The sequence below is a fragment of the Dickeya fangzhongdai genome, assembly GCF_002812485.1.
Classification (GTDB): domain Bacteria; phylum Pseudomonadota; class Gammaproteobacteria; order Enterobacterales; family Enterobacteriaceae; genus Dickeya; species Dickeya fangzhongdai.
The window spans coordinates 4605704-4630096 of the sequence record NZ_CP025003.1 but is presented as its reverse complement, the minus strand read 5'-3'; the positions used below and the strand labels follow the sequence as shown (position 1 = coordinate 4630096).

The 24393-nt window shown below is 57.5% G+C and carries 18 protein-coding genes; 13 read left to right on the top strand and 5 right to left on the bottom strand.

The features are described from left to right. The first annotated feature begins 378 nt into the window (after window positions 1-378). Window positions 379-1077, top strand: coding sequence for a pirin family protein (locus tag CVE23_RS20765; protein ID WP_100850257.1), 699 nt, complete (start codon window positions 379-381; stop codon window positions 1075-1077). A gap of 136 nt (window positions 1078-1213) precedes the next feature. Here CVE23_RS20765 and CVE23_RS20760 read toward each other — a convergent pair whose 3' ends face one another. Next, window positions 1214-2011 (bottom strand): hypothetical protein, encoded by a 798-nt coding sequence (locus CVE23_RS20760; protein ID WP_100850256.1) that lies wholly within the window; start codon window positions 2009-2011, stop codon window positions 1214-1216. A gap of 506 nt (window positions 2012-2517) precedes the next feature. On the opposite strand from CVE23_RS20760, the gene gntR reads away from it, so the two are divergent. Beyond that, the gene (gene gntR, locus CVE23_RS20755) at window positions 2518-3513 is read left to right on the top strand and encodes a gluconate operon transcriptional repressor GntR (protein ID WP_038921150.1); all 996 of its coding nucleotides are present in this window, start codon (window positions 2518-2520) and stop codon (window positions 3511-3513) included. A gap of 10 nt (window positions 3514-3523) precedes the next feature. On the opposite strand, the gene CVE23_RS20750 is transcribed toward gntR, so the two are convergent. After that, complete coding sequence (locus CVE23_RS20750) at window positions 3524-4042, bottom strand: gluconokinase (protein WP_033569420.1); 519 nt, start codon at window positions 4040-4042, stop codon at window positions 3524-3526. Window positions 4043-4290: 248 nt separating this feature from the next. On the opposite strand from CVE23_RS20750, the gene gntT reads away from it, so the two are divergent. After that, window positions 4291-5607, top strand: coding sequence for a gluconate transporter (gene gntT / locus CVE23_RS20745; protein ID WP_038664809.1), 1317 nt, complete (start codon window positions 4291-4293; stop codon window positions 5605-5607). Between the two features lie 70 nt (window positions 5608-5677). On the opposite strand, the gene CVE23_RS20740 is transcribed toward gntT, so the two are convergent. Beyond that, the gene (locus tag CVE23_RS20740; protein ID WP_012768001.1) at window positions 5678-6271 is read right to left on the bottom strand and encodes a YhgN family NAAT transporter; all 594 of its coding nucleotides are present in this window, start codon (window positions 6269-6271) and stop codon (window positions 5678-5680) included. A gap of 200 nt (window positions 6272-6471) precedes the next feature. On the opposite strand from CVE23_RS20740, the gene asd reads away from it, so the two are divergent. The 3 genes from asd (at window position 6472) to cspE (ending at window position 8805) form a co-directional block, all read left to right on the top strand. Further along, window positions 6472-7572 carry an aspartate-semialdehyde dehydrogenase gene (gene asd, locus CVE23_RS20735; RefSeq protein WP_038664817.1) on the top strand — a complete coding sequence of 367 codons (1101 nt, stop codon included), beginning with the start codon at window positions 6472-6474 and terminating at the stop codon, window positions 7570-7572. Between the two features lie 197 nt (window positions 7573-7769). Then, the gene (gene nikR, locus CVE23_RS20730; protein ID WP_049854246.1) at window positions 7770-8207 is read left to right on the top strand and encodes a nickel-responsive transcriptional regulator NikR; all 438 of its coding nucleotides are present in this window, start codon (window positions 7770-7772) and stop codon (window positions 8205-8207) included. 385 nt (window positions 8208-8592) lie between these two features. Continuing rightward, complete coding sequence (gene cspE, locus CVE23_RS20725; RefSeq protein ID WP_013319797.1) at window positions 8593-8805, top strand: transcription antiterminator/RNA stability regulator CspE; 213 nt, start codon at window positions 8593-8595, stop codon at window positions 8803-8805. A gap of 178 nt (window positions 8806-8983) precedes the next feature. On the opposite strand, the gene CVE23_RS20720 is transcribed toward cspE, so the two are convergent. Next, complete coding sequence (locus CVE23_RS20720) at window positions 8984-10669, bottom strand: sensor histidine kinase (protein WP_038920466.1); 1686 nt, start codon at window positions 10667-10669, stop codon at window positions 8984-8986. Between the two features lie 382 nt (window positions 10670-11051). On the opposite strand from CVE23_RS20720, the gene glgB reads away from it, so the two are divergent. The 6 genes from glgB to CVE23_RS20690 all read left to right on the top strand — a co-directional run bounded on the left by glgB (window position 11052) and on the right by CVE23_RS20690 (window position 21838). Next, a complete protein-coding gene (gene glgB / locus CVE23_RS20715) occupies window positions 11052-13235 on the top strand; it encodes a 1,4-alpha-glucan branching protein GlgB (protein ID WP_100850254.1) in 2184 nt (727 codons plus the stop codon). Continuing rightward, window positions 13235-15205 carry a glycogen debranching protein GlgX gene (gene glgX, locus CVE23_RS20710; RefSeq protein WP_100850253.1) on the top strand — a complete coding sequence of 657 codons (1971 nt, stop codon included), beginning with the start codon at window positions 13235-13237 and terminating at the stop codon, window positions 15203-15205. Before glgB ends, glgX begins: the two co-directional genes overlap by 1 nt. A gap of 13 nt (window positions 15206-15218) precedes the next feature. Continuing rightward, window positions 15219-16505, top strand: a complete 1287-nt coding sequence (gene glgC / locus CVE23_RS20705) for a glucose-1-phosphate adenylyltransferase (protein WP_038920463.1) — start codon at window positions 15219-15221, stop codon at window positions 16503-16505. A 74-nt stretch (window positions 16506-16579) separates the two neighbouring features. Further along, entirely contained in the window at window positions 16580-18013 is a 1434-nt protein-coding gene (gene glgA, locus CVE23_RS20700; RefSeq protein WP_100850252.1) for a glycogen synthase GlgA, read from the top strand. Window positions 18014-18035: 22 nt separating this feature from the next. Continuing rightward, complete coding sequence (gene glgP, locus CVE23_RS20695; RefSeq protein ID WP_038920461.1) at window positions 18036-20483, top strand: glycogen phosphorylase; 2448 nt, start codon at window positions 18036-18038, stop codon at window positions 20481-20483. Window positions 20484-20848: 365 nt separating this feature from the next. Then, a complete protein-coding gene (locus tag CVE23_RS20690) occupies window positions 20849-21838 on the top strand; it encodes an IS110 family RNA-guided transposase (protein WP_100850510.1) in 990 nt (329 codons plus the stop codon). A gap of 347 nt (window positions 21839-22185) precedes the next feature. Here CVE23_RS20690 and glpD read toward each other — a convergent pair whose 3' ends face one another. Next, entirely contained in the window at window positions 22186-23685 is a 1500-nt protein-coding gene (glpD, locus tag CVE23_RS20680; RefSeq protein WP_038664843.1) for a glycerol-3-phosphate dehydrogenase, read from the bottom strand. A gap of 362 nt (window positions 23686-24047) precedes the next feature. On the opposite strand from glpD, the gene glpE reads away from it, so the two are divergent. Next, on the top strand, window positions 24048-24368 hold the full coding sequence (gene glpE / locus CVE23_RS20675) for a thiosulfate sulfurtransferase GlpE (protein ID WP_100850251.1): 321 nt from the start codon (window positions 24048-24050) through the stop codon (window positions 24366-24368). Window positions 24369-24393: the final 25 nt, after the last annotated feature.

The following is a 24393-nucleotide window of genomic DNA, read 5'->3' as shown; positions in this document are numbered from 1 at the left end:
ACTGGAATGTCAGGCGGGCTGGCCTTCTCAGGCATGATTTTTCTTTTAGTTGAACAAAAAAACGCTTTACAGATGCAAATGATAATGATTATTATTGCCATGCGTTCCGGGAAAGCCTAATGAATCCATCCTTGTGACTCATCGCGGTTTTGCTGTGAAGGCACGACATTGCTCACATTGCTTCCAGTATTACTTAGCCAGCTCGGGTGCTGGCTTTTTTTTATCCTGAATTTTTAGGAGTCTGGTTTCCAATTTGTTTGTCGTTGCACGACGTTAAAAATTTCTCCCGGAAATTTTTTGAATAGAGCGGTGAGTTTTTTCGGCTTTCTTATTCTCCGGCGGCCGCTAGACTGAAAAAAAACGTTGGAGGAACGTCACATGATTTATTTACGCAAAGCACAAGATCGCGGTCATGCCAATCACGGCTGGCTCGACAGCTGGCATACTTTTTCATTCGCTGATTACTACGACCCTGATTTCATGGGCTTTTCCGCGCTGCGGGTGATCAATGAAGACCGTATCGAGGGCGGCCAGGGTTTTGGAACCCACCCGCACCGGGATATGGAAATTCTCACCTATGTGCTGGAAGGCACGGTGGAACATCAGGACAGCATGGGCAACAAAGAGCAGATCCCGGCGGGCGAGTTTCAGATCATGAGCGCCGGCACCGGGATCCGTCACTCGGAGTACAACGCCAGTCAGGACAAATTGCTGCACCTGTACCAGATCTGGGTGATCCCGGAAAAAACCGGCCTGACGCCGCGTTACGAGCAGCGCCGTTTTGATGCGCGGCAGGGCCGCCAACTGGTGTTGTCGCCGGATGCCCGCGACGGGTCGTTGAAGGTGTTTCAGGACATGACGCTGTGGCGCTGGGCGCTGAAATCGCAGGAAGCGTCGAGCTATCAGGCCCAGCAGGGGCGTCAGCTGTGGATTCAGGTGGTGCGCGGCGCTATTGAGATCAACGGTCAGCAGGCCAACGCCAGCGACGCGCTGGCTATCTGGGATGAGGATTCCATCACCGTGCGCGCCAGCGAAGACAGCGAAATCCTGCTGTTTGACCTGCCGCCGGTAAAATGACGGCGGCGGCGTTTACCAAGGCGATCCCATGCCGGATCGCCTCGTTTGCCCCCAGTTCACGGTAGTACAGCGGAGGCCCAGCCTCCGCGACCAAACCGCCTGGGGTTGAGGCTGCCCGGCCTTATACTGCTGATAGTTAATTAATCGGTACTCCCTTACGCGCCAACTGTTGCCGCCAGTTGTTGTCCCAGTTTTTCTGATGGACATCATTCGCCGAGCCGTCACGAGGGGCGTAGCGGGCACGATTTCTGGTCAGGAGTTCTGTTCCGATATCAATGGTTTGGGCGTAGTTGTCCCGGTTAAAGGAGATAATGGCGTTAGGACTTTCAGCCTCGAAGAGCGCGATTTGGGCATCGGCCAGTTTATTCGCCTGATCCACCAGCTCACGGGATGAATTCAGCGCCTGTTCCAGCCGCTGAATCTGTTCCTGGTTCAGCCCTTGTGCTCCGGTCACTACGAGCCTGTTGTACTTACTCACGCTGAAACCGAAAGTCGCTCCCTTTAAATCCGGGTTATCTTTGCCGAGTTGTTCCAGAAAAGACATATAAGTCGGCTCAATCTGAGCAGACGCCGAACGCAGGTTGAGTGTCGCCTGGTCCACGGTTTTCATCCGCTCGGCCCAGGTATCAGTCGGCGTCATCAACTTGGCATACTCTTCTTCGCTGAGCGCATCGGGAACCTGAAGCGCGATGCCTTCCGAGATAGTCACCTGATTAGAGGTAGCGTCACCCGATTTTCGCGCTTCAATATATGTCTGATATTTACTGAGGGCTTCTGCGCTGATATTGACATCCTGACGTTCAATTTTTACTTCGTCCGCGACAGCCCCGCTATTATCGACTTGTTGTTCCGCCGTGCTGTGCGTTACCCGCCAACTCTGTCCTGACTGTGGGTCTGCCACCGTGTACGATCCAAATGTAGGAATACTATTCATATTCTTTGCTCCTGTTCGCCAGGCGTTTGCGCTGTGCAACAACGTCTACCTGCAACTCGAATTATTTAGGGTATATATTCATAAATGAAATAATACGGTAGACCTTTTATCGCAGAAGGCGAGTGTAGCACTCTGTTTCAGTCCGTCATTCCGAAGGCGTGGCGCTGAAATAGCCTGTCTCTGCATGAAATTATGGAACATTTCCACCGGCTTGTTTTTGTGGCGTAAGCTGGAATGTAACATTAATGCGCGATGCTATTTATAATAAAAAATCATTTATTGTCGGATTTTTATTAATATAAAAATCGTCATTTATTGGCGATATATACTCATTCGTTGTTGGTTATAATTAATAACCAGCAAACAATAAAAATCAAAATAATATAATGGGTATTATTTGCACGACTTCACCATGCCTGATTTTATGACCTGTGTTCAAGTACATATTCTGCTAACCATTTCTCTAGTACAATCGGCGTTTTCAGCCACGGGGATGTCAACGGATGATAAAGAAAAAAAGGCCGGGACTTCAGGATGTCGCCGACCGGGTCGGGGTGACCAAAATGACGGTCAGCCGCTATTTGCGCAACCCCGAGCAGGTGTCCGCGGCGCTGAGAGGCAAAATCGCCGCCGTACTGGATGAACTGGGGTACATTCCCAACCGAACGCCGCATATTCTCGCCAATTCCACCAGCCGGGCGATCGGCGTGCTGTTGCCGTCGCTTACCAACCAGGTGTTCGCCGAGGTGTTGCGCGGCATCGAAAAAGTGGCGGAAGCGCAGGGATATCAAACCATGCTGGCGCATTACGGTTATCAGCCGGAAATGGAAGAGCGACGTTTGATGTCATTGCTGGCCTACAACATTGACGGACTGATCCTCGCCGAGCGCAATCATACCGCCCGCACCCGTCAGATGATCGCCGTGGCCGGGATCCCGGTGGTGGAGTTGATGGATTCCGTGTCGCCCTGTCTCGATATGGCGGTGGGGTTCGATAATGTGGACGCCGCGCGCCAGATGACGCGCTACATGATCGCGCGCGGTCGCCGCCATGTGGTGTATCTCGGCGCGCGTCAGGACGAACGCACGCTGATGAAACAGCAAGGTTACGCGCAGGCGATGGCCGAAGCCGGCCTTGCCAGCTACAGCGTGATGAGCGAAAGCCCGTCGTCCTATACGCTGGGCGGAGAGCTATTGCGCCGGGCGCAGGCGGAATACCCGCAGGTGGACAGCCTGTTCTGCACCAACGATGACCTGGCTATCGGTGCCATGTTCGAGTGCCAGCGGCAGGGGGTGAGCGTTCCCGAACAGATGGGCATCGCCGGTTTCCACGGTCACGATATCGGCCAGACCACAGTACCGCGGCTGACCAGCGTATTGACGCCGCGTAAGCGCATTGGCGAAGTCGGCGCCGCGCAGCTGCTGGCGCGTCTGCATGGGGAAACGTTGCCGACGGCCAGCGTAGACGTCGGCTTTACCCTGCAGGTGGGAGAGAGCGTCTAGGCCGGCGCTTTCAGCGTGATGGGTGCGCGCGTAACGCCGCGGCGCACCGCTCCACCACCTGATCCATCGGGCCGTTGATATCGACGGTGATGACATCGGTTTCCGTTTCACCCGGTTCTTCCAGCGCATCAAACTGGCTTTGCAGCAATCCGGTCGGCATAAAATGCCCGGCGCGCGCCTGATGACGCTGCAGAATCACCTCGAAGCTGCCTTTCAGGTACAGGAACACCATGCCGTCGTTGCCTTCGCGCAGCCGGTCACGGTAGCGCTTTTTCAGCGCGGAACAGACGATAATGCCGGTTTCATTTTTATGCAGCAGGCTGTAGGCGGCGTCGTTCAGGCGCTCCAGCCAGGGGGCGCGGTCGTCGTCGTTGAGCGGCTGACCGCTGGCCATTTTCTGGATGTTGGCTCTGGGATGCAGATCGTCGCCGTCGATGAATTTGGCGTTGATTTCCCGTGCCAGCCGGGCGCCCACGCTGGATTTCCCGCTGCCGGAAACCCCCATCAGAATAATACTTTGTCCTGACATAATTTGATCTCTATCCCAAACTGTAAATTAAATGCTTCGTACCGGTTTCAGACTTTAACATGTTACCGGTATCATGATACCGGTAACATCGTGCGTTGTGATGTACATCACACGGGTTAAGCGCTACCCGAACGCCTGACTCTACTGTAGCGAAGGCACGCCCGAAACACCGGGAGAATTCGCAAAACACAAGAAAATCCCCCCTGTCGTTGCCCGACTCGCGCAGGCAGGGGTTGCCGGAGATCGTTATGCCACTCGTGATTGTCGCTGTGGGTGTCGCACTGCTGCTGGTGCTGATGATCCGCTTTAAACTGAACGGCTTTATTGCACTGATTCTGGTTGCCCTGGCCGTGGGCATCATGCAGGGAATGCCGGTGCAGAAGGTGATGACGTCCATCAAGAACGGGGTGGGCGGCACGCTGGGCACGCTGGCCTTGATCATGGGCTTTGGCGCCATGTTGGGGAAACTGCTGGCGGACTGCGGCGGCGCGCAGCGTATCGCCACCACGCTGATTAATCGCTTCGGTCGCAAACATATTCAGTGGGCGATTGTGCTGACCGGTTTTACCGTCGGCTTCGCGCTGTTCTACGAAGTGGGTTTCGTGCTGCTGTTGCCGCTGGTGTTCAGCATCGTGGCGTCGGCCCGTATTCCGCTGCTGTATGCCGGCGTGCCGATGGCGGCGGCGTTGTCCGTCACCCACGGCTTCCTGCCGCCGCATCCGGGGCCGACCGCCATTGCCTCGTTGTTCCACGCCGACATGGGCAAAACCCTGCTGTACGGTACGCTGTTGGGGATCCCGACGGTGATTCTGGCCGGCCCGGTTTACGCCCGCTTCCTGAAGAAAATCGACAAGCCGATTCCGGAAGGGCTGTATAACCCGAAGCAGTTCACCGAGCAGGAGATGCCGAGCTTTGTCGTCAGCGTGATGACCGCGCTGGTGCCGGTGATTCTGATGGCGCTGCGCGCCGTGGCGGAAATGGTATTGCCGAAGGGACACGCGTTGTTACCGTATGCCGAGTTCTTCGGCGACCCGGTGATGGCGACCCTGATTGCGGTGCTGATCGCTATTTTCACCTTCGGCCTGAACCGTGGCCGCAGCATGGATGAGGTGATGGGCACCATTACCGACTCGATTAAAATCATCGCCATGATGCTGCTGATCCTCGGCGGCGGCGGTGCGTTTAAACAGGTGCTGGTCGACAGCGGCGTAGACAAATACATCGCCGGGATGATGAACGGTAGCAGCGTGTCGCCGTTGCTGCTGGGTTGGCTTATCGCCGCCGTGCTGCGTCTGGCGCTGGGGTCCGCTACGGTGGCCGCGCTGACCGCAGGCGGGATTGTGGCGCCGATTATTGCCACCAGCGGCGTTAGCCCGGAGCTGATGGTGATCGCGGTCGGTTCCGGCAGCGTAATTTTCTCCCACGTTAACGACCCCGGCTTCTGGCTGTTCAAAGAGTATTTCAACCTGAGCATTCCGGAAACGCTGAAGTCGTGGTCGGCGCTGGAAACCATCATCGCGGTGTGCGGTTTGGTCGGCACCCTGCTGCTGAGTTACGTGGTGTGATGAACGTAGGTTGGATGTAGCGGTTTGCTCTCAGTCTCCGCTTCGGCAGGGAGACTGAGAGCGTCTGCGGTTACAGTTTCAGATAGGCCCGAATGCCATCAAGAAACATTTGGGTGGAAAGCATGACCAGCACCAATCCCATCAACCGTTCCAGCGCGTTGACGCCCTTGTCGCCCAACAGGCGCAGGAACAGGTTCGACAGCAGCAGCACGACAACCGTGATACCCCAGGCGATGAACAGCGCCAGCGTCAGGTGCGGCATTTGATTCGGGTACTGGTGCGAGAGCAGCATCAGCGCGGCCAGAATCGACGGCCCGGCCACCATCGGGATAGCCAGCGGCACCAGAAACGGTTCGTCGCCGGCGGGCAGACCGCTGGTAAAGCCTTCCTGCGTCGGGAAAATCATGCGGATGGCGATCAAAAACAGCACGATACCGCCGGAAATGGAGACGGTTTCCGTGCGCAGGTTCAATATCGCCAGAATCTTCTCGCCGGCGAACAGGAATACCAGCATCACCCCCAGCGCGATGATCATTTCCCTAATCAGCACCACGCGCCGCCGTTTGGGATCCAGGTGCTTCAATACGGACATGAACACCGGCAGATTGCCGAGCGGATCCATAATTAACAACAACAGTACGGTTGCCGAGATCATTTCAGTCATGGTGGCGGTAAGCTCCTCTCATCCCCAGCCTTTTGCCAGACACATTAGGCGTGTTGCTGAAAACGCCTGAGTCATCGAATAAATTCACTTGCGACTTCTGATACATTTTGTAAGGTTGACAGTCATCACTTTAAACTTATGCTCCCTGCCTGAAACGGCAGTCGGATTGCTTTTTGTCACCCCCAGGCAGGACGGTTACCATGAAAAATGTTGGTTTTATTGGCTGGCGCGGTATGGTCGGTTCGGTACTCATGCAGCGCATGGTGGAAGAACGCGACTTTGATTTAATCCGCCCGGTATTCTTCTCTACGTCTCAGCACGGCCAACCGGCGCCGGCGCTGGGCGGCCAGCAGGGTGTCCTGCAGGATGCCTACAATCTGGAAGCGCTGCGCGCGCTGGATATCATCATCACCTGTCAGGGCGGCGATTATACCAACGAAATCTATCCAAAGCTGCGTGAAAGTGGCTGGCAAGGATACTGGATCGACGCAGCATCGTCTCTGCGAATGAAAGATGACGCGATTATTATCCTGGACCCGGTTAACCACGGCGTGATCAAGTCCGGTCTGGATAAAGGCATCAAAACCTTCGTCGGCGGCAACTGTACCGTCAGCCTGATGCTGATGTCGCTGGGCGGCCTGTTCGCCAACGATCTGGTGGAGTGGGCGTCTGTCGCCACTTATCAGGCAGCGTCCGGCGCGGGCGCGCGCAACATGCGCGAACTGCTGGTGCAGATGGGCCAACTGAACGCCGAAGTGGCTGCTGAACTGCGCGACCCGGCCTCCGCCATTCTGGATATCGAGCGCAAAGTGACGGCGCTGTCGCGCGGCGGTCTGGATGTGGAAAACTTCGGCGTGCCGCTGGCCGGCAGCCTGATTCCGTGGATCGACAAACAGCTGGAAAACGGCCAAAGCCGCGAAGAGTGGAAAGGTCAGGCGGAAACCAACAAGATTCTGAACACCGCCAGCACTATTCCGGTGGACGGTCTGTGCGTGCGTATCGGCGCGTTGCGCTGCCACAGCCAGGCTTTCACGCTGAAACTGAAGAAAGATGTGTCGATTCCGGAAATCGAGCAGATGCTGGCAACCCATAATGACTGGGTGAAAGTGGTGCCGAACGACCGCGAGATCACCATGCGCGAACTGACCCCGGCCGCCGTGACCGGTACGCTGTCCACGCCGGTGGGCCGTCTGCGCAAACTGAACATGGGCCCGCAGTACCTGTCCGCCTTCACCGTCGGCGACCAACTGCTGTGGGGCGCTGCCGAACCGCTGCGCCGCATGCTGCGCATCCTGCTGTAATCATTGCTATACGAGGCGCGCCATCACGGCGTGCCTCGCCTTTTTGTCGCTTTTCCCACAAATCTCGCCCGTTGCGTCCTACTGATTCACGCGCCATATTGCGCTGCGTCACGATAGCCGTTGCGGCGCGCGGCATAATGGGGCGACCCGAGCGGCGCCGTCGCCGGGGATTCTTTTCGCTTTTCTGTGAGGCCGACATGCAACGACTGACGATTTCTCTGGATGACCCGCTGGCCGAGGCGCTGGACGCGTTGATGCTGCGTAAAGGCTATGCCAACCGGTCGGAAGCGTTTCGCGATATGCTGCGGCGTGAGCTGGGCGAAATGACGGTGGCACAGGATAAAAACGCGGAATGCGTGGCGGTGCTGAGCTATGTATACGACCATCACGAACGCCAACTGTCGAGCCGGCTGGCCGGCATGCAGCATGAGCATCATCACCTCACCGTGTCCACCATGCATACCCATCTGAGCCATGATGAGTGCGTGGAAACCGTGATTCTGCGCGGGCCGACCGAGCGGGTGGAACAGTTCGCCGCGTCGGTCATCGCCCAGACCGGCGTGCGTCACGGCCGATTGAACCTGATCCCGATGGATCATGCCGCCAATGGCGCGGAACCGGTAAAGCACAAATAATCAGCGGTCTGGTGGGGGGGAGCCGCAGGTTGTGGCGTGGCGTTGGCAAAATATCCTGCGCTTCAGCCTCTGCCTTGAAACCGGTGGTGTCGAAGAAATAACCTATCGGGATTCATTAACTTCATGAATTATAATAAATATAAAATATTTACATCTCGCGATAATACATAACGCTTGCATTCGTTCCGGATGAATGCGTTAATGGTGTCACGGTTTGTTAGTCAGACCTATTTATGCAAAGCATTTTACTAAAGCAGTCCTCAGTCCAAGCGTTATCCTCGATATCACTTCCCCTGAATCTCTTTTTTTCTTGCTCATAAGTATTTCCTGCAATGCAGACCTATATTGCCCTCTAACGGGCTGGAAAAAATTACGAGGTAATATAATGTCTAATAAAATGACTGGTTCAGTAAAATGGTTTAACGAAACTAAAGGTTTTGGCTTCATCACTCCGGCTGACGGCAGCAAAGACGTGTTCGTTCACTTCTCCGCCATTCAGAGCGATAGCTTCAAAACTCTGTACGAAGGCCAGAAAGTTGAATTCGTTATCGGCAACGGCCCGAAAGGTCCTTCCGCTGAAAACGTTGTAGGGCTGTAATTCCCCGGGTAATCATCGCTTACGATAGCGAAGATGGCGTTAGCCGGAGCAGTTAAGTTGATGTGATACCCAGGTCTGCCTGAGAGCGGCTTCCCCACAAGGGAAGCCGTTTTTTATTATTGGCATACTGAAACGCCTGAACAGGTGTAGTAAATAATGAGCGGTTTCGGCCGCGAATTTATCCCACCCGCAGCGGCACTCGTACCCGCACGCGGGTAAAATGTTCCGGCTCGCTGGTGACGGTGATGCCGTAGTGATGGCCGTAACGCGCCTTGATGCGCCGGTCCACCAGATTCATGCCCAGCCCGTCGCCGCCGTTGCGCGGGTGATAAGTCCCGGCGTTGTCCTCCACCGTCAGCTCCAGCATGTTGGCGTGGGTGCGGGCGTCAATGCGCAAATGGCCGTTGTCCAGCATTTGGGAAATGCCGTGCTTGATGGCGTTTTCCACCAGAGGTTGCAGGGAAAAGGCCGGTAGCCTGGCGGCCCTGAGCGACGGCGGAATGGCAATGTCCACCGTCAGCAGATTGGCGAAACGCGCCTTTTCGATTTCAAGGTAGGCGTCGACATGCTCCAGCTCATCGCTGAGAGCCACTTCGTCACTGCTGCGCTTGAGGTTTTTGCGAAAGAAGGTGGATAGCGACAGCACCAACTGACGCGCCTGATCCGGGTTGCGGCGAATAATCGCCGACAGGGTATTGAGGGCGTTGAACAGGAAGTGCGGGTTGACCTGAGCGTGCAACAGCTTGATTTCGGACTGCGCCAGCAATTGTTTCTGTTGCTCAAAACGGCCGGCGAAAATCTGGGCCGACAGCAGGTGACCGATGCCTTCTCCCAGCGTCCGGTTGATGCTGGAGAACAGCTTGTTTTTCGGTTCATACAGCTTGATGGTGCCGATCACCCGCTGTTCTTCGCCGCGCAGCGGGATCACCAGCGTGGACCCAAGCTTACAGTGCGGCGAGATGGAACAGTTGAAGGGCGCTTCGTTGCCGTCGGCGTACACCACCTGATTGTGGTCGATGGCCTGATGGGTGAACGGCGAGGTGATCAGCGAGCCGGCCGTGTGGTGATCGTCGCCGGTACCGACGAACGCCAGCAATTTTTCCCGATCGGTGATGGCGACCGCGCCGACGCCCAACTCTTCATACAGGATGCGCGCCACCCGCATACTGGTTCTCGGATTAAATCCTTCCCGCAGCGCCCCTTCGGCGCGGGCGGCAATCTGCAACGCCCGGGCGGAAAACGCCGACGTGTATTTCTCGAACATCGCCCGCCGGTCCAGCAGGATGCGCATGAACATCGCCGCTCCGACGCTGTTGGTGATGATCATCGGCAGCGCGATGCTTTTGACCAGCGTCAGCGCGTCGCCGAATGGCCGCGACAACAGCAGGATGATGCTCATCTGCAACACTTCCACCAGCAGGGTGGCGGCGGCGATGACCAGCGGCTGGAACAGCAGATCGACGCGATGGCGGCGGGTCAGGTAGCGGTGCAGCAGGCCGCCGGCCAGCCCTTCCGCGATAGTGGAAACCATACAGGCCAGCGCGGTCATGCCGCCGAGGGAATAGCGATGCAAACCGCCGGTCAGCCCGACCAGCACCCCCACCGACGGCCCGCCCAGTACGCCGCCCAGCAGCGCGCCGATGGCGCGGGTATTGGCGATGGAATCGTCGATATGCAGGCCAAAATAGGTGCCGAGGATGCAGAACATCGAGAAGGTCAGGTAGCAGATCAGTTTATGCGGCAGGCGGATGGTGACCTGCGTCAGCGGAATAAACAGCGGAGTTTTGCTCAATAGATAGGCAATGACCAGATAGACGCATGTTTGTTGCAGCAATGACAGAATCAGATCGATTTGGCTTATCATAAGCAGTACACCTCCCTGTTGATGCATCCGATTTTACCCGTCGCGGTCGAACAATCTCCGGACAGGATCAACATTCGCTAACACTATGATTAATTATTTTTTCTTATAAGTCTTTGGCGCAAAAATTTATCCATAATCTCAAATGTTTTCTCTTTTCTTGACTAAGCTGAATCTTAGGTTTGTCTGAAAAATGCTTCGCAGGCTCAGCGAGTGCTGTGAGGTGTTTTCTGTTCGGGTGCGTTTTCTTTTTTTATGGGGTCAGGCTGGTTCCTTTTCTGTTATTGACGCAGGGCATTTCCCTATCCACAAGAATGCCGAAGAAATGATCTGTCTCTTTAACATGCTTAACTTATTCAGATGGTTAATTCAGAGGATGGATGCCATGTCAGGGTTTTCTGATCAGAACATTATTAATCTCCTTTTTTCCGGCCATTACGCCGATCCTTTTGCGGTACTGGGTATGCATGACACCGCCTCGGGGCTGGAAGTGCGCGCGCTGCTTCCCGATGCCAGCGACGTGTACGTGGTGGACGCACACAGCGGACGTAAAGTGGCGGACCTGCAATGCCGGGACCCGCGCGGTTTTTTCTCGTCGGTGCTGCCCCGCCGCAAAAAGCCGTTCAGCTATCGGCTGGCGGTGACCTGGCAGCAGGATACGCATGTTATTGATGACCCTTATCGTTTTGGCACGCTGTTGCAGGAGTTGGATATCTGGCTATTGGCGGAAGGGCGCCATTTGCGGCCGTTTGAAACGTTGGGCGCGCATCCGGCTACGTTGGATGGCGTCGATGGCACCTGTTTTGCCGTCTGGGCGCCGAATGCCCAGCGAGTGTCGGTGGTGGGCGATTTCAATTTCTGGGACGGCCGCCGCCATCCGATGCGTCTGCGGCGCGAAAACGGCGTGTGGGAGCTGTTTGTGCCGGGCGTCGGGCCGGGTCAGCTGTACAAGTTCGAGATTATCGACTGTTACGGCAATGTGCTGGTGAAATCCGACCCCTATGCGTTCGAGTCGCAGATGCGTCCGGATACCGCATCGGTGGTCGGCCGTCTGCCGCCCGCGTTGCCGGTGGATGAAGCGCGGCAACACGCCAACGATCTGCAATCGCCGATTTCCATTTACGAGGTGCATTTAGGGTCATGGCGGCGGCACACCGACAATAATTTCTGGCTCAGCTACCGCGAACTGGCGGACCAACTGGTGCCGTACGTGAAAGAAATGGGATTTACCCATGTTGAACTGATGCCGGTGCATGAGCACCCGTTTGACGGCAGCTGGGGCTATCAGCCGCTGGGGTTATACGCGCCCACCCGTCGTTTCGGTTCGCCGGACGATTTCCGCTATCTGGTGTCGGCCTTTCATGAGGCGGGCATCAATGTGCTGCTGGACTGGGTATCCGGCCATTTCCCGGCGGACAGCTACGGGCTGGCGCGTTTTGACGGCACCGCGCTGTACGAATACGCCGACCCGAAAGAAGGCTACCACCAGGACTGGAACACGCTGATTTATAACTTTGATCGCCACGAAGTGCGCAACTATCTGGCGGGCAACGCGTTGTACTGGACGGAGCGCTTTGGCGTCGACGGGCTGCGGGTCGACGCGGTGGCCTCGATGATTTACCGCGATTACAGCCGCCGCGACGGGGAATGGGTGCCGAACTATTTCGGCGGCAAGGAGAATCTGGAGGCGATCGGCTTCCTGCGCTACACCAATCAGATGCTGGGGCAGCATCATGCCGGCGCGGTCACCATCGCCGAAGAATCCACCGATTACGCCGGGGTGACGTTGCCGCCGGAGCATGGCGGGCTGGGTTTCCACTACAAGTGGAACATGGGCTGGATGCATGACTCGCTGGCCTACATGCAACTGGACCCGGTACACCGCAAATACCACCACGACCTGCTGACCTTCGGCATGCTGTACGCCTATAGCGAAAACTTCGTGCTGCCGCTGTCGCATGACGAAGTGGTGCACGGCAAGCGCTCGCTGCTGGATAGGATGCCCGGCGACGCCTGGCAGAAGTTCGCCAACCTGCGCGCCTACTACGGTTTCATGTGGGCGTACCCCGGCAAGAAGCTGCTGTTCATGGGCAGTGAATTTGCGCAGGGGCGGGAGTGGAACCATGACACCAGCCTGGACTGGCATCTGCTGGATGAGGAGGAAGGCTGGCACGCCGGGGTGCAGCAACTGGTGCGCGACCTCAACCACTGTTACCGCCAGCATCCGCCGCTCTATCAGTGCGACTACCTGCATCAGGGCTTCGAATGGGTGGTGGTGGACGACCGGGAAAACTCGGTGTTCGCCTTTATCCGGCGCGATGTCGACGGCAACGAAATGCTGATCATCAGCAACTTTACGCCGGTGCCTCGGGACGGCTATCGCGTCGGCATCAACCAGCCGGGGCAGTGGCGCGAGGTGCTTAATACCGACTCCTTGCATTACCACGGCAGTAACCTTGGCAATCAGGGACTGGTGCGCAGCGAAACGGTGGGTAGCCATTCCCGGCCGCAGTCGCTGGTGCTGACGCTGCCGCCGCTCTCCACCTTATATCTGGTGAAGGAGGCGTAATGGCTGAGCTGCTGGCGGGGCGCCCGCGACCATTAGGCTCTCATTTCGATGGCGAAGGCGTGAACTTCGCCTTGTTCTCATCCGGGGCGTCGCGGGTGGAATTGTGTATTTTTGACGGCCTGCGGGAGCAGCGTTTGCCGCTGACGGCCCGCACTGGCGATATCTGGCACGGTTATCTGCCGGACGCCCAGCCGGGCTTGTGCTACGGCTATCGCGTCGATGGCGCGTTCGAGCCGCGACGCGGGCTGCGTTTCAACGCCAATAAGCTGTTGCTTGACCCTTGCGCCCGGCAGATGGACGGCTGGGTGGTGGATGACGAGCGGCTGCACGGCGGTTACGACCAGCCCGACCTTTCCGACAGCGCCGAAGTGATGCCGCGCAGCGTGGTGGTGGACGAACATTACGACTGGCAGAACGACCGGCTGCCGCGCACCCCCTGGGGGCAGACGGTGCTGTACGAAGCCCACGTGCGCGGGTTGACCCGTCGACACCCCGGTATTCCGGCGGCGATACGCGGCACCTATGCTGCGCTGGCTCACCCGGTGATGCTGGATTATCTGACGCAACTGGGCGTGACCGCGCTGGAGCTGATGCCTATCCACCAGCATGCCGACGAGCCGCGTCTGCAATCAATGGGCCTGCGCAATTACTGGGGCTACAACACGCTGTTGCCGTTTGCGGTGGACAGCAGCCTGGCGGCGAGCGATGACCCGCTCAACGAGTTCCGCGACGCGGTGCGTGCGCTGCATCAGGCCGGCATCGAGGTGATTCTGGATGTGGTGTTTAACCACAGCGCGGAGCTGGATGTAGACGGCCCGACCCTGACGCTGCGCGGTATTGATAACGCCAGCTACTACTGGCTGACGGAGAACGGCGATTATCACAACTGGGCGGGGTGCGGCAACGTGCTGCGGCTTGAGCATCCGGCGGTGCTGCATTGGGTGATCGAGTGTCTGACGTTCTGGCGCGAGGTCTGCCATGTGGATGGTTTTCGTTTTGATCTGGCGACGATTCTGGGACGCCTGCCGGACTTTTCCTCCGCCGCTCCGTTCTTTACGGCCCTGCGCAATCACCGCTCGCTGCGCGACTGCAAATTGATTGCCGAACCCTGGGACATCGGTCCCGGCGGCTACCAACTGGGGCAATTCCCGGCGCCGTTCGCGGAGTGGAACGACCGCTTCCGCGACGACATACGCCGTTTCTGGCTGCATGGCGATCTCCCCGTTGGGGTGCTGGCCCGTCGTTTCGCCGCCTCCAGCGAGGTGTTTGAGCGCGGCAGCCGGCAGCCCTGGGCGTCGGTCAACATGCTGACCTCTCATGACGGTTTTACCCTGCGCGATCTGGTGTGTTTCAACCACAAGCACAACGACGCCAACGGGGAGCAAAACCGGGACGGCACCAACAGCAATTTCAGTTTCAACCACGGGACCGAGGGGCTGGAGGCGGATGAGGCGACGCAGGCGCGGCGGCGCGTCAGTCAGCAGGCGCTGCTGACCACGCTGCTGTTGTCGCAGGGAACGCCGATGCTGCTGGCGGGCGATGAATTCGGCAACAGCCAGCAGGGCAACAATAACGCCTACTGTCAGGACAACGCGCTGGCCTGGTTGCATTGGGATCAGGCGGATGACGCGTTGCTCGCGTTTACGTCCGGGTTGATCCGGCTGCGCCGGTCTATCCCTGCGTTGCAGCGGGGGCGCTGGTGGCGTGACGGCGAGAACGACGTGCGGTGGCTGAATGCGCAGGGAGAGGCATTAACGCCGTACGAATGGGAACAGGGAGCACACCAGTTGCAAATCCAGCTTTCCGAACGCTGGCTACTGTTGATCAATGCCACGCCGCAGGAATGTGATTTCTCCCTGCCGGAAGGGGAATGGCGGGTTGAGCCGCCGTTTAGCGCGGCCGACCATCCACTCGATGGGCGGGTCTGGCGCGGGCAGGCGAATGCGGTGTGCGTACTGGTAAAACAATAATAAGGAGCCTGACATGGTGAGTACTGACAAACACGATCCTCTGATGCTGGCCAGACAATTGCCCCTAAAATCCGTCGCGCTGATTCTGGCGGGCGGGCGAGGTACCCGACTGAAAGATTTGACCGCATACCGCGCCAAGCCGGCCGTACACTTTGGCGGTAAGTACCGAATTATCGATTTTGCTCTTTCCAACTGCCTGAATTCCGGTATCCGCCGGATTGGCGTCATTACTCAGTATCAGTCGCACACGCTGGTGCAGCACATCCAGCGCGGCTGGTCGTTCCTGAACACCGAGATGAATGAATTTGTCGATTTGCTGCCGGCGCAGCAACGACACGATGAAAACGATCACTGGTATCGCGGCACCGCCGACGCCGTGTGCCATAACCTGGATATTATCCGGCGCTATCGGGCGGAATACGTAGTGATTCTGGCCGGCGACCACATCTACAAGATGGATTATTCCCGCATGCTGCTGGACCACGTGGAGAACGGCGCCGAGTGCTCGGTAGCCTGTATCCCGGTGCCGATTAAAGAGGCGCACGCCTTCGGCATCATGAGCGTGGACAAGGATAACCGCATCGTCAGCTTTGAAGAGAAACCCGCCAAACCGACGCCGATGCCGGATAACCCGGACATGGCGCTGGCCAGCATGGGGATCTACGTGTTCAACGCCGACTATCTCTACCGGCGGCTGGAAGAAGACGTGTGCACCTCGGACTCCAGCCACGATTTCGGCAAAGACCTGATCCCGAAAATCGTGGCGCAAGGGCATGCCTGGGCGCACCCCTTCACGCTCTCCTGCGTTACCTCCTCGGACAACGCGCCGCCTTACTGGCGGGACGTGGGAACGCTGGAGGCCTACTGGCGCGCCAACCTCGATCTGGCTTCGGTCATGCCGGAACTGGACATGTACGACCACAACTGGCCGATTCGCTCGGCGATGGCGGCCTTGCCGCCCGCCAAATTCGTGCAGGACCGCTCCGGCAGCCACGGGCTGACCATGAATTCGCTGGTTTCCGGCGGGTGCATCGTCTCCGGCTCGGTGGTAACGCACTCGGTGCTATTTCCGCGGGTGCGAATCAACTCCTTCTGCAGCATCGATTCGTCGGTGTTGCTGCCGGATGTCAAAGTGGGGCGCTCATGCCGTCTGCATCGCTGCATTGTCGATCGCGCCTGCGAAATTCCGGAAGGCATGGTGATCGGCGAGAACGCCGAGGATGACAACCGTCGCTTTTATCGTTCCGAAGAAGGGATTGTGCTGGTGACGCGCGCCATGCTGGCCAAACTCAAACCTTAGCCGCGATGCCCGGCCGAGGGCGGCCGGGGGATTGATGCCGCCGCGCCAGAGACGAGGCGGCTACGGGAGACAAGATGCGGGTATTACATGTGTGTTCAGAGCTGTTCCCCCTGCTGAAAACCGGGGGACTGGCGGATGTGGTGGGGGCATTGCCCGGCGCGCAGATCGCCGCGGGGATGGATGTGCGGGTGCTGTTGCCGGCGTTCCCCGACCTGAAAAAAGGCATCCCGGATGCGCAGGTGGTGCGGGAACTGGATACGTTTGGCGGTCGTGTCACGCTGCGCTACGGTCATTACAACGGCGTGGGTATTTACCTGATCGATGTTCCCCACCTGTATGAACGGGCGGGCAGCCCGTATCACGACACCTCTTTGTTTGCCTATTCGGATAATTTTCTGCGCTTCGGTCTGCTGGGTTGGATGGGGGCGGAAATGGCCAGCGGCGTCGATCCGTTCTGGCGGCCGGACATCGTGCACGCCCACGACTGGCATGCCGGTCTGGCTTGCGCTTACCTGGCGGCGAAAGGTCGACCGGCAAAATCGGTATTTACCGTCCATAATCTGGCTTATCAGGGATTATTTGATGCCCGTCACATGTCGGAGCTGCGGTTGCCGCCGGAGTACTTCAGCATGTACGGGCTGGAATTCTACGGTCAGATCTCGTACCTCAAAGCCGGGCTGTACTATGCGGATCACATCACCACCGTCAGCCCGACCTATGCGCATGAGATCACTCAGACGGAATACGGCTACGGGCTGGAGGGGTTGCTGAAGTCGCGGGAAGACGCCGGTCGTCTGTCCGGCATCCTCAACGGCGTGGATGACGAGATCTGGAACCCGGCGCACGATTCGTTGCTGACCGCCACCTATAGCCGCGATGAGCTGGCGCGCAAGGCGGATAACAAACGGCATCTGCAAACGGCGATGGGGCTTAAGGTGGATGACCGGGTGCCGGTGTTCGCCATCGTCAGCCGTCTTACCAGTCAGAAGGGGTTGGATATCGCGTTGCAGGCCGTGCCGGGTTTGCTGGAGCAGGGCGGGCAACTGGTGGTGCTGGGGGCGGGCGACGCCACCCTGCAGGAAGGTTTTTTGGCGGCGGCGGCGGAGTATCACGGCCGTGTCGGCGTTCAGATCGGTTATCACGAAGCGTTCTCGCACCGCATTATTGGCGGCGCGGATGTGATTATGGTTCCTAGTCGGTTCGAACCCTGCGGTTTGACTCAGCTGTACGGCCTGAAATACGGCACGTTACCGCTGGTCAGGCGCACCGGCGGGCTGGCGGATACAGTGGCAGATTGCTCGCTGGAAAATCTGGCCGATGGCCTGGCGAGCGGTTTTGTGTTCAGCGATTGCAATACAGCGTCGCTGTCGCGGGCGATTCGTCGGGTCTTTGTGTTGTGGTCACGCCCTTCGCTCTGGCGTTATGTACAGCGTCAGGCAATGGCAATGGATTTTAGTTGGCAGGTTGCTGCCCAGGCCTATCGTGCGCTTTATCAACGTCTGTGGTAGTACGCATCAGTGGGAATGACATATGAACTCTCCATTTATCTACAACTCACCTACGCTTAGCGTAGACGCGCTGAAACACTCCATCGCTTACAAGTTGATGTTTACCGTAGGCAAGGATCCCAGCATCGCCAGTAAACATGACTGGCTGAATGCCGCGGTGTTGGCCGTGCGGGATCGCATGGTAGAGCGCTGGCTGCGTTCCAATCGCGCGCAGTTATCGCAGGATGTCCGGCAGGTTTACTACCTGTCGATGGAATTCCTGCTGGGACGCACGCTGTCCAACGCGCTGCTGGCGATGGGCATGTTTGACGATCTGAGGGACGCGCTGGAAGCGATGGGCCTGGATCTAAACGAGCTGCTGGAAGAAGAGGACGATCCGGCGCTGGGCAACGGCGGTCTCGGACGGCTGGCGGCCTGCTTCCTTGACTCGCTCGCCACTATGGCGCTGCCGGGGCGCGGTTATGGCATCCGTTACGAGTACGGTATGTTCCGGCAGAACATCGTCGACGGCAGGCAGGCGGAGTCGCCGGATTACTGGCTGGAATACGGTAACCCGTGGGAATTCGTCCGCCACAGCACCCGTTACAAAGTGCGTTTCGGCGGTCGTATCCAGCAGGAAGGCAGTAAAACCCGCTGGCTGGAAACCGAGGAGATCATCGCCTGCGCTTATGATCAAATCATCCCCGGCTTTGATACCGACGCCACCAACACCCTGCGGCTGTGGGCGGCGCAGGCCAGTAACGAAATCAACCTCGGTAAGTTCAATCAGGGCGACTATTTCGCGGCGGTGGAGGATAAAAACCACTCCGAAAACGTGTCGCGCGTGCTGTATCCCGACGATTCCACCTATTCCGGCCGTGAGCTGCGTTTACGTCAGGAGTACTTTCTGGTCTCCGCCACGGTGCAGGATATCCTCAGTCGCCACTGGATGATGCACAAAACCTACGCCAATCTGGCGGAAAAATTCGCTATCCACCTCAACGACACCCACCCGGTGCTGGCGATTCCGGAACTGATGCGCCTGTTGATCGACGAGCATAAGTTCAAGTGGGACGCCGCCTGGGAAGTGGTCACCAAGGTGTTCTCCTACACCAACCACACCCTGATGGGTGAGGCGCTGGAGACCTGGCCGGTCGACATGATGGGCAAAATTTTGCCGCGCCATCTGCAACTGATTTTCGAAATCAACGACCGTTTTCTGGACGACGTGCAGGAACGTTTCCCGAACGACAACGATTTGCTGACGCGGGTGTCGATCGTGGATGAAACCCACGGGCGCAAAGTGCGCATGGCATGGCTGGCGGTGATCTGCAGCCATCAGGTGAACGGGGTGTCCCAGTTGCATACCGACCTGATGGTGCAGTCGCTGTTCGCCGACTTCGCCCGGCTCTATCCGGACCGTTTCTGTAATAAAACCAACGGCGTTACTCCGCGGCGCTGGCTGGCGCTGGCGAACCCGTCGCTATCGAAAGTGCTGGATGACACCATCGGCAAAACCTGGCGCACCGATCTGAGCCAACTGGCGGACCTGAAGCCGCACATTGATTTCCCGGCCTTCTTGCAGAAAGTGCGTAAGGCCAAACAGGAAAACAAAAAGCGGCTGGCGATCTACATCGCCCAGCATCTGGATGTGGTGGTGGATCCCAGCGCGTTGTTTGATGTGCAGATCAAGCGTATTCATGAGTACAAACGTCAGCTGCTCAACGTATTGCACCTGATTACGCTTTATAACCGCATCAAGGATGACCCGAATCTGGATCGCGTACCGCGCGTCGCCATCTTTGCCGGCAAGGCGGCATCCGCCTACTACATGGCCAAGCACATCATTCACCTGATCAACGATGTGGCCAGCGTGGTGAACAATGACCCGGAGGTGAAAGACAAACTGAAGATCGTTTTCATCCCCAACTACGGCGTCAGCCTGGCGCAAATCATCATTCCGGCGGCCGACCTGTCGGAACAGATTTCGCTGGCGGGCACCGAGGCTTCCGGCACCAGCAATATGAAGTTTGCCCTGAACGGCGCGCTGACCATCGGCACGCTGGACGGCGCCAACGTCGAAATGCGTGAACGGGTGGGTGAAGAGAATATCTTCATTTTCGGCAACACCACGGAACAGGTGGAAGAACTGCGGCGTAACGGTTACAACCCGCGTGAATTCTACAATCAGGACGAGGAGTTGCACCGGGTGCTGACGCAGATCGCCACCGGCGTGTTCAGCCCGGATGAACCGGGCCGCTATGCCGACCTGTTCGATTCGCTGGTCAATTTCGGCGATCACTACCAGTTGCTGGCGGATTACCGCAGTTATGTGGATAGCCACGACAAGGTGGACGATGTCTACCGCGACGAGGACGAATGGACGCGCCGTACCCTGCACAACATCGCCAACATGGGCTATTTCTCCGCCGATCGCACCATTCAGGAATACGCCGACGACATCTGGCATATCAAGCCGATACGGTTGTAGCTCGATTGGATGGTGTAACTGGATGTGCAGTTAGGCTGTAGACAAACAGCGCTGTTGTTTTGTGATTGGCGATTTATGTCGGAGTAGTGTGAGGTTTCGTGCTTGATGACATCGGTTATTCCTTTGCGGCATCATCGCCCGCACGACAAGGAGAGACTTGTATCTTGCTCATGTCGTGATTAGCTATCACGACATGAAACAGAGTGAGCTTCGAAGGAGAGCCAGGGCTATAAACCTTGTGGTTGAGTTTAAGCCCTCTGTTTCACCTTTCACGCCAGCATTAACATTGAACGGTTACCCAGAGCACTGACTCTGAATGTACAAGCGGAACGGGCGTGATGGCTTCAGTGAAAGGGGACATCATTATGTATTACGTTGGTATTGATATCAGTAAGCGTTTTGTCGATGTGTGTTTGTTAGCTGATGGCATGAAAGGTAAACGGAAGACGAAAACGTTACCCAATGGCCCCAACGCCGTTCAGGCTTTGGCTGAATGGCTAACGCGACAAAAATGTGACCCGGGTCAGGCCCATATCATCATGGAAGCCACGGGGGTTTATCACGAACACCTCGCTTATGGTCTTCATCAGTCAGGCATTGCCGTATCCGTGATAAACCCTCATCGGTTGCGTGAATTCGCCAGGGGAATGGGGATACTCACGAAGACGGATAAAGTGGATGCCTATGTGCTGGCCTGTTATGGCGGTTTGCGCCAACCGGAGGGCTGGAGCCCGCCTTCGCCAGAAATAAGGAAACTCAAGGCATTACTCCAGCACAGGGATAGTCTGCTGAGTGATAAACAACGCATAGAAAATCGGCTGAGCACGTTAGCATCCACACAGGCCCCGGAAGAGGTTGTGGCGTCGCTGGACTCGATGGTGCGGCATGTAAAGAGTGAACTGGAACGTATTGAGCGACTGATAGAAGACCACATAGACAAGCATCCTGGACTAAAAAACGACCTGAAGCTCCTGAAATCGATTGATGGTGTTGGCGACCAAATCGGCTGGAATATGTTAGCCACCATCCGGAGCGGTCACTTCAGGAGCGCGGAGCAGGTGGCGGCGTATCTGGGGGTTATCCCGGTAGAGCGTCGCTCAGGCACCTCGGTACGAGGCAGAGCCAGGTTGTCGAAAATAGGGCCGCCCGCGATGCGGGCAAAGCTGTATATGGGAGCCATAGCCGCCATCAGTCACAATCGTCATGTAAAAGCGCAATACGAGCGACTTTTGCTGAAAGGCAAGGCGAAGATGTTGGCGGTAGGCGCGGCGATGAGGAAACTGGTCCATCTGTGTTATGGCGTGCTGCATACGCAGCAGCGCTATGACAAGAATTATGGGGTGGTAGTCAGTTGAAATACTTGACTGGCAACACGGTTACTCAAACGCCACCTCTCCTTGACCTCTGGCTGAGGGCTAAATTATGAACCCTGACGGGTTCACCCTTGCGGGCCAGCGCAAGCGCTGTTCCATTTTGCGTTGCAAAATGGTGTGCCGCTTCGCGGTGCCTTCGGCAATCGTCTTCGCAGTTCGGGCCGCCCGTGACGTGCTCCCAGCACGACACGGGCTTTCACCGCGTCCATGCGGCTCACCCGGCGAAGCCGCTAGCCTCAGCACAGTTTTTGACGCCGAAAACGCCTTCGTTTTGTATCGAGTGAGGTCAATAGAAACGGCTTCCATAAGGAAGCCGTTTTTCTTTGGGATTAACCGGCCTTGGCTAACTGACTGCGGTAGTTTGCCAGCCATTCACTAATACGCTGCTGTTGGGCGTCATCCAGCCACATGCCCAGTTTGGTGCGGCGCCAGATAGCGTCTTCCAGCGACACCACCCATTCGTGCTCCACCAGATAACGCAGCTCGGCTTCGTACAGGGTATGGCCGAAATGCTCACCCAGATCGCTCAACGCCTGCGCGTTGCCGAGTATTTTCTCGCTCTGGGTGCCGTAGGTGCGGCTGTAGCGACGCGCCAGCGCTTCCGGCAGATTGTAGCGGCGGCGCAGCAGGGCGGCGTAGTCTTCGCGGCTGCCGCTGATATCGCCGCCGGGCAGAATGGCGCGGTTGGTCCACGCCTGGCCCGCCTGCGGGTAGTATTTCGCCAGCTTGTCCATGGCGTGTTCCGCCAGCTTCCGGTAGGTGGTCAGCTTGCCGCCGAACACCGACAGCAGCGGCGCCTTACCGCTTTCATCCGCCACTGACAGCGTGTAATCGCGGGTGATGGCCTGCGGTGAATCCGACTCGTCGTCGCACAACGGACGCACGCCCGAGTAGCTCCAGACGATGTCGTCGCGCGTCAGCTGTTTTTTGAAGTGGTCGTTGTATACGTCCAGCAGGTAACGAATTTCGTTGTCGTCAATCTTCACCTGATGCGGATCGCCGTGGTACTCCACATCGGTAGTGCCGATGATGGAAAACTCATCCTGCCACGGGATCACAAACACGATGCGGTGGTCTTTATTCTGCAGAATGTAGGCCTGCTCTTCCTGATGTACGCGCGGAACGACGATATGGCTGCCTTTGATCAGTCGGATGCCGTACGGCGACGGCAGCGCCAGACCATCGTCAAAGAACTGGCGTACCCACGGGCCGGTTGCGTTGACCAGGCCTTTCGCCTGCCAGCGATGCGTCTCGCCGCTCAGCGCGTCTTCGGCTTCCACCACCCACAGGCCGTTTTCTCGGCGGGCGCGGGTGACGGTCATGCGCGTTTTCACCTCGCCGCCGCGGCGTACGACTTCCTGCGCGTTCAGCACCACCAGACGGGCGTCGTCCACCCAGCAGTCGGAATATTCGAAACCGCGCGTCAGTTCCGGTTTCAGCACCGATTCACGGCCGAATCGCAGCCCGTGGCTGGACGGCAGGCTGACGCGTTTGCCCAGATGGTCGTACATGAACAGACCGGCGCGAATCATCCAGGCCGGACGCAGGTGCGGCTGGTGCGGCAGGCGAAAACGCATCGGGAAAATGATGTGCGGCGCCATTTTCAGCAGCACTTCGCGTTCGGACAGCGCTTCCCCCACCAGCCGGAATTCATAGTGTTCCAGATAGCGCAGGCCGCCATGAATCAGCTTTGAGCTGGCGGAGGAGGTGGCGCAGGCCAGATCCTGTGCTTCCAGCAACAGAACGGACAGTCCGCGCCCGGCGGCATCCGCCGCGATGCCGGTACCGTTAATGCCTCCGCCGATCACGATCAGATCTTTGGTTTCCACGTTTTCTCCTCCGCCACGTCAAAAGCCGTCATATTCGTTAAAAGCTATAATGTCGTTAAAAGCAATAATGTTCGTTTTCGCTCACGATATTAATCGAAAACAAACATGTTAGCCAAGCGTTAACCAATTAAAAACATTTGCGCGTGATGTAGCTAACAGTTTCGCGCCTGATTTAATTAAAGATAACCTGTTCGGCACGGGTGATCTGGGGGTTTTCCCCGCCGCGCGCGCCCGGTTGTTCGCGATATCCCTGTGGTTTATCCGGTCTATCGGCGCGATGAGTGGGTTACAATGCGCGCAATGTCATGCAAGGCATACCATTCGGTAACCACCACCCTTTATCAGGCAATATGAGGCAGGCAATGGAGCAGTTTGAGGCAATCGATATTGAGCAGGCGCATCAGCGCTGGCAGCAAGGCATTGTGCTGGTGGATATTCGCGATCCGCAGAGTTTCGGCGGCGCCCACGTGCCTGGCTCGACCCACCTGACCAACGAAACCCTGTCGGATTTTGTGCGCGGCGCCGATTTCGAACAGCCGGTGATGGTGATGTGCTATCACGGCATCAGCAGCCGTAACGCGGCGAATTACCTGATAAGCCTGGGTTTTGAGGCCGTATATAGCGTGGATGGCGGTTTCGACGCCTGGCAAACGCGCTTTCCGCAGGATGTGGCAGCGGGATGACGGTGAACCGGTGTGGCGCGCGAGG

Bases quoted from the DNA above. Each gene is read 5' to 3' on its own strand.
- CVE23_RS20765 (WP_100850257.1), top strand. From the start codon at position 379: ATGATTTATTTACGCAAAGCACAAGATCGCGGTCATGCCAATCACGGC.
- CVE23_RS20760 (WP_100850256.1), bottom strand. From the start codon at position 2,011: ATGAATAGTATTCCTACATTTGGATCGTACACGGTGGCAGACCCACAG.
- CVE23_RS20750 (WP_033569420.1), bottom strand. From the start codon at position 4,042: ATGTCAGGACAAAGTATTATTCTGATGGGGGTTTCCGGCAGCGGGAAA.
- gntT (WP_038664809.1), top strand. From the start codon at position 4,291: ATGCCACTCGTGATTGTCGCTGTGGGTGTCGCACTGCTGCTGGTGCTG.
- CVE23_RS20740 (WP_012768001.1), bottom strand. From the start codon at position 6,271: ATGACTGAAATGATCTCGGCAACCGTACTGTTGTTGTTAATTATGGAT.
- asd (WP_038664817.1), top strand. From the start codon at position 6,472: ATGAAAAATGTTGGTTTTATTGGCTGGCGCGGTATGGTCGGTTCGGTA.
- nikR (WP_049854246.1), top strand. From the start codon at position 7,770: ATGCAACGACTGACGATTTCTCTGGATGACCCGCTGGCCGAGGCGCTG.
- cspE (WP_013319797.1), top strand. From the start codon at position 8,593: ATGTCTAATAAAATGACTGGTTCAGTAAAATGGTTTAACGAAACTAAA.
- CVE23_RS20720 (WP_038920466.1), bottom strand. From the start codon at position 10,669: ATGATAAGCCAAATCGATCTGATTCTGTCATTGCTGCAACAAACATGC.
- glgB (WP_100850254.1), top strand. From the start codon at position 11,052: ATGTCAGGGTTTTCTGATCAGAACATTATTAATCTCCTTTTTTCCGGC.
- glgX (WP_100850253.1), top strand. From the start codon at position 13,235: ATGGCTGAGCTGCTGGCGGGGCGCCCGCGACCATTAGGCTCTCATTTC.
- glgC (WP_038920463.1), top strand. From the start codon at position 15,219: ATGGTGAGTACTGACAAACACGATCCTCTGATGCTGGCCAGACAATTG.
- glgA (WP_100850252.1), top strand. From the start codon at position 16,580: ATGCGGGTATTACATGTGTGTTCAGAGCTGTTCCCCCTGCTGAAAACC.
- glgP (WP_038920461.1), top strand. From the start codon at position 18,036: ATGAACTCTCCATTTATCTACAACTCACCTACGCTTAGCGTAGACGCG.
- CVE23_RS20690 (WP_100850510.1), top strand. From the start codon at position 20,849: ATGTATTACGTTGGTATTGATATCAGTAAGCGTTTTGTCGATGTGTGT.
- glpE (WP_100850251.1), top strand. From the start codon at position 24,048: ATGGAGCAGTTTGAGGCAATCGATATTGAGCAGGCGCATCAGCGCTGG.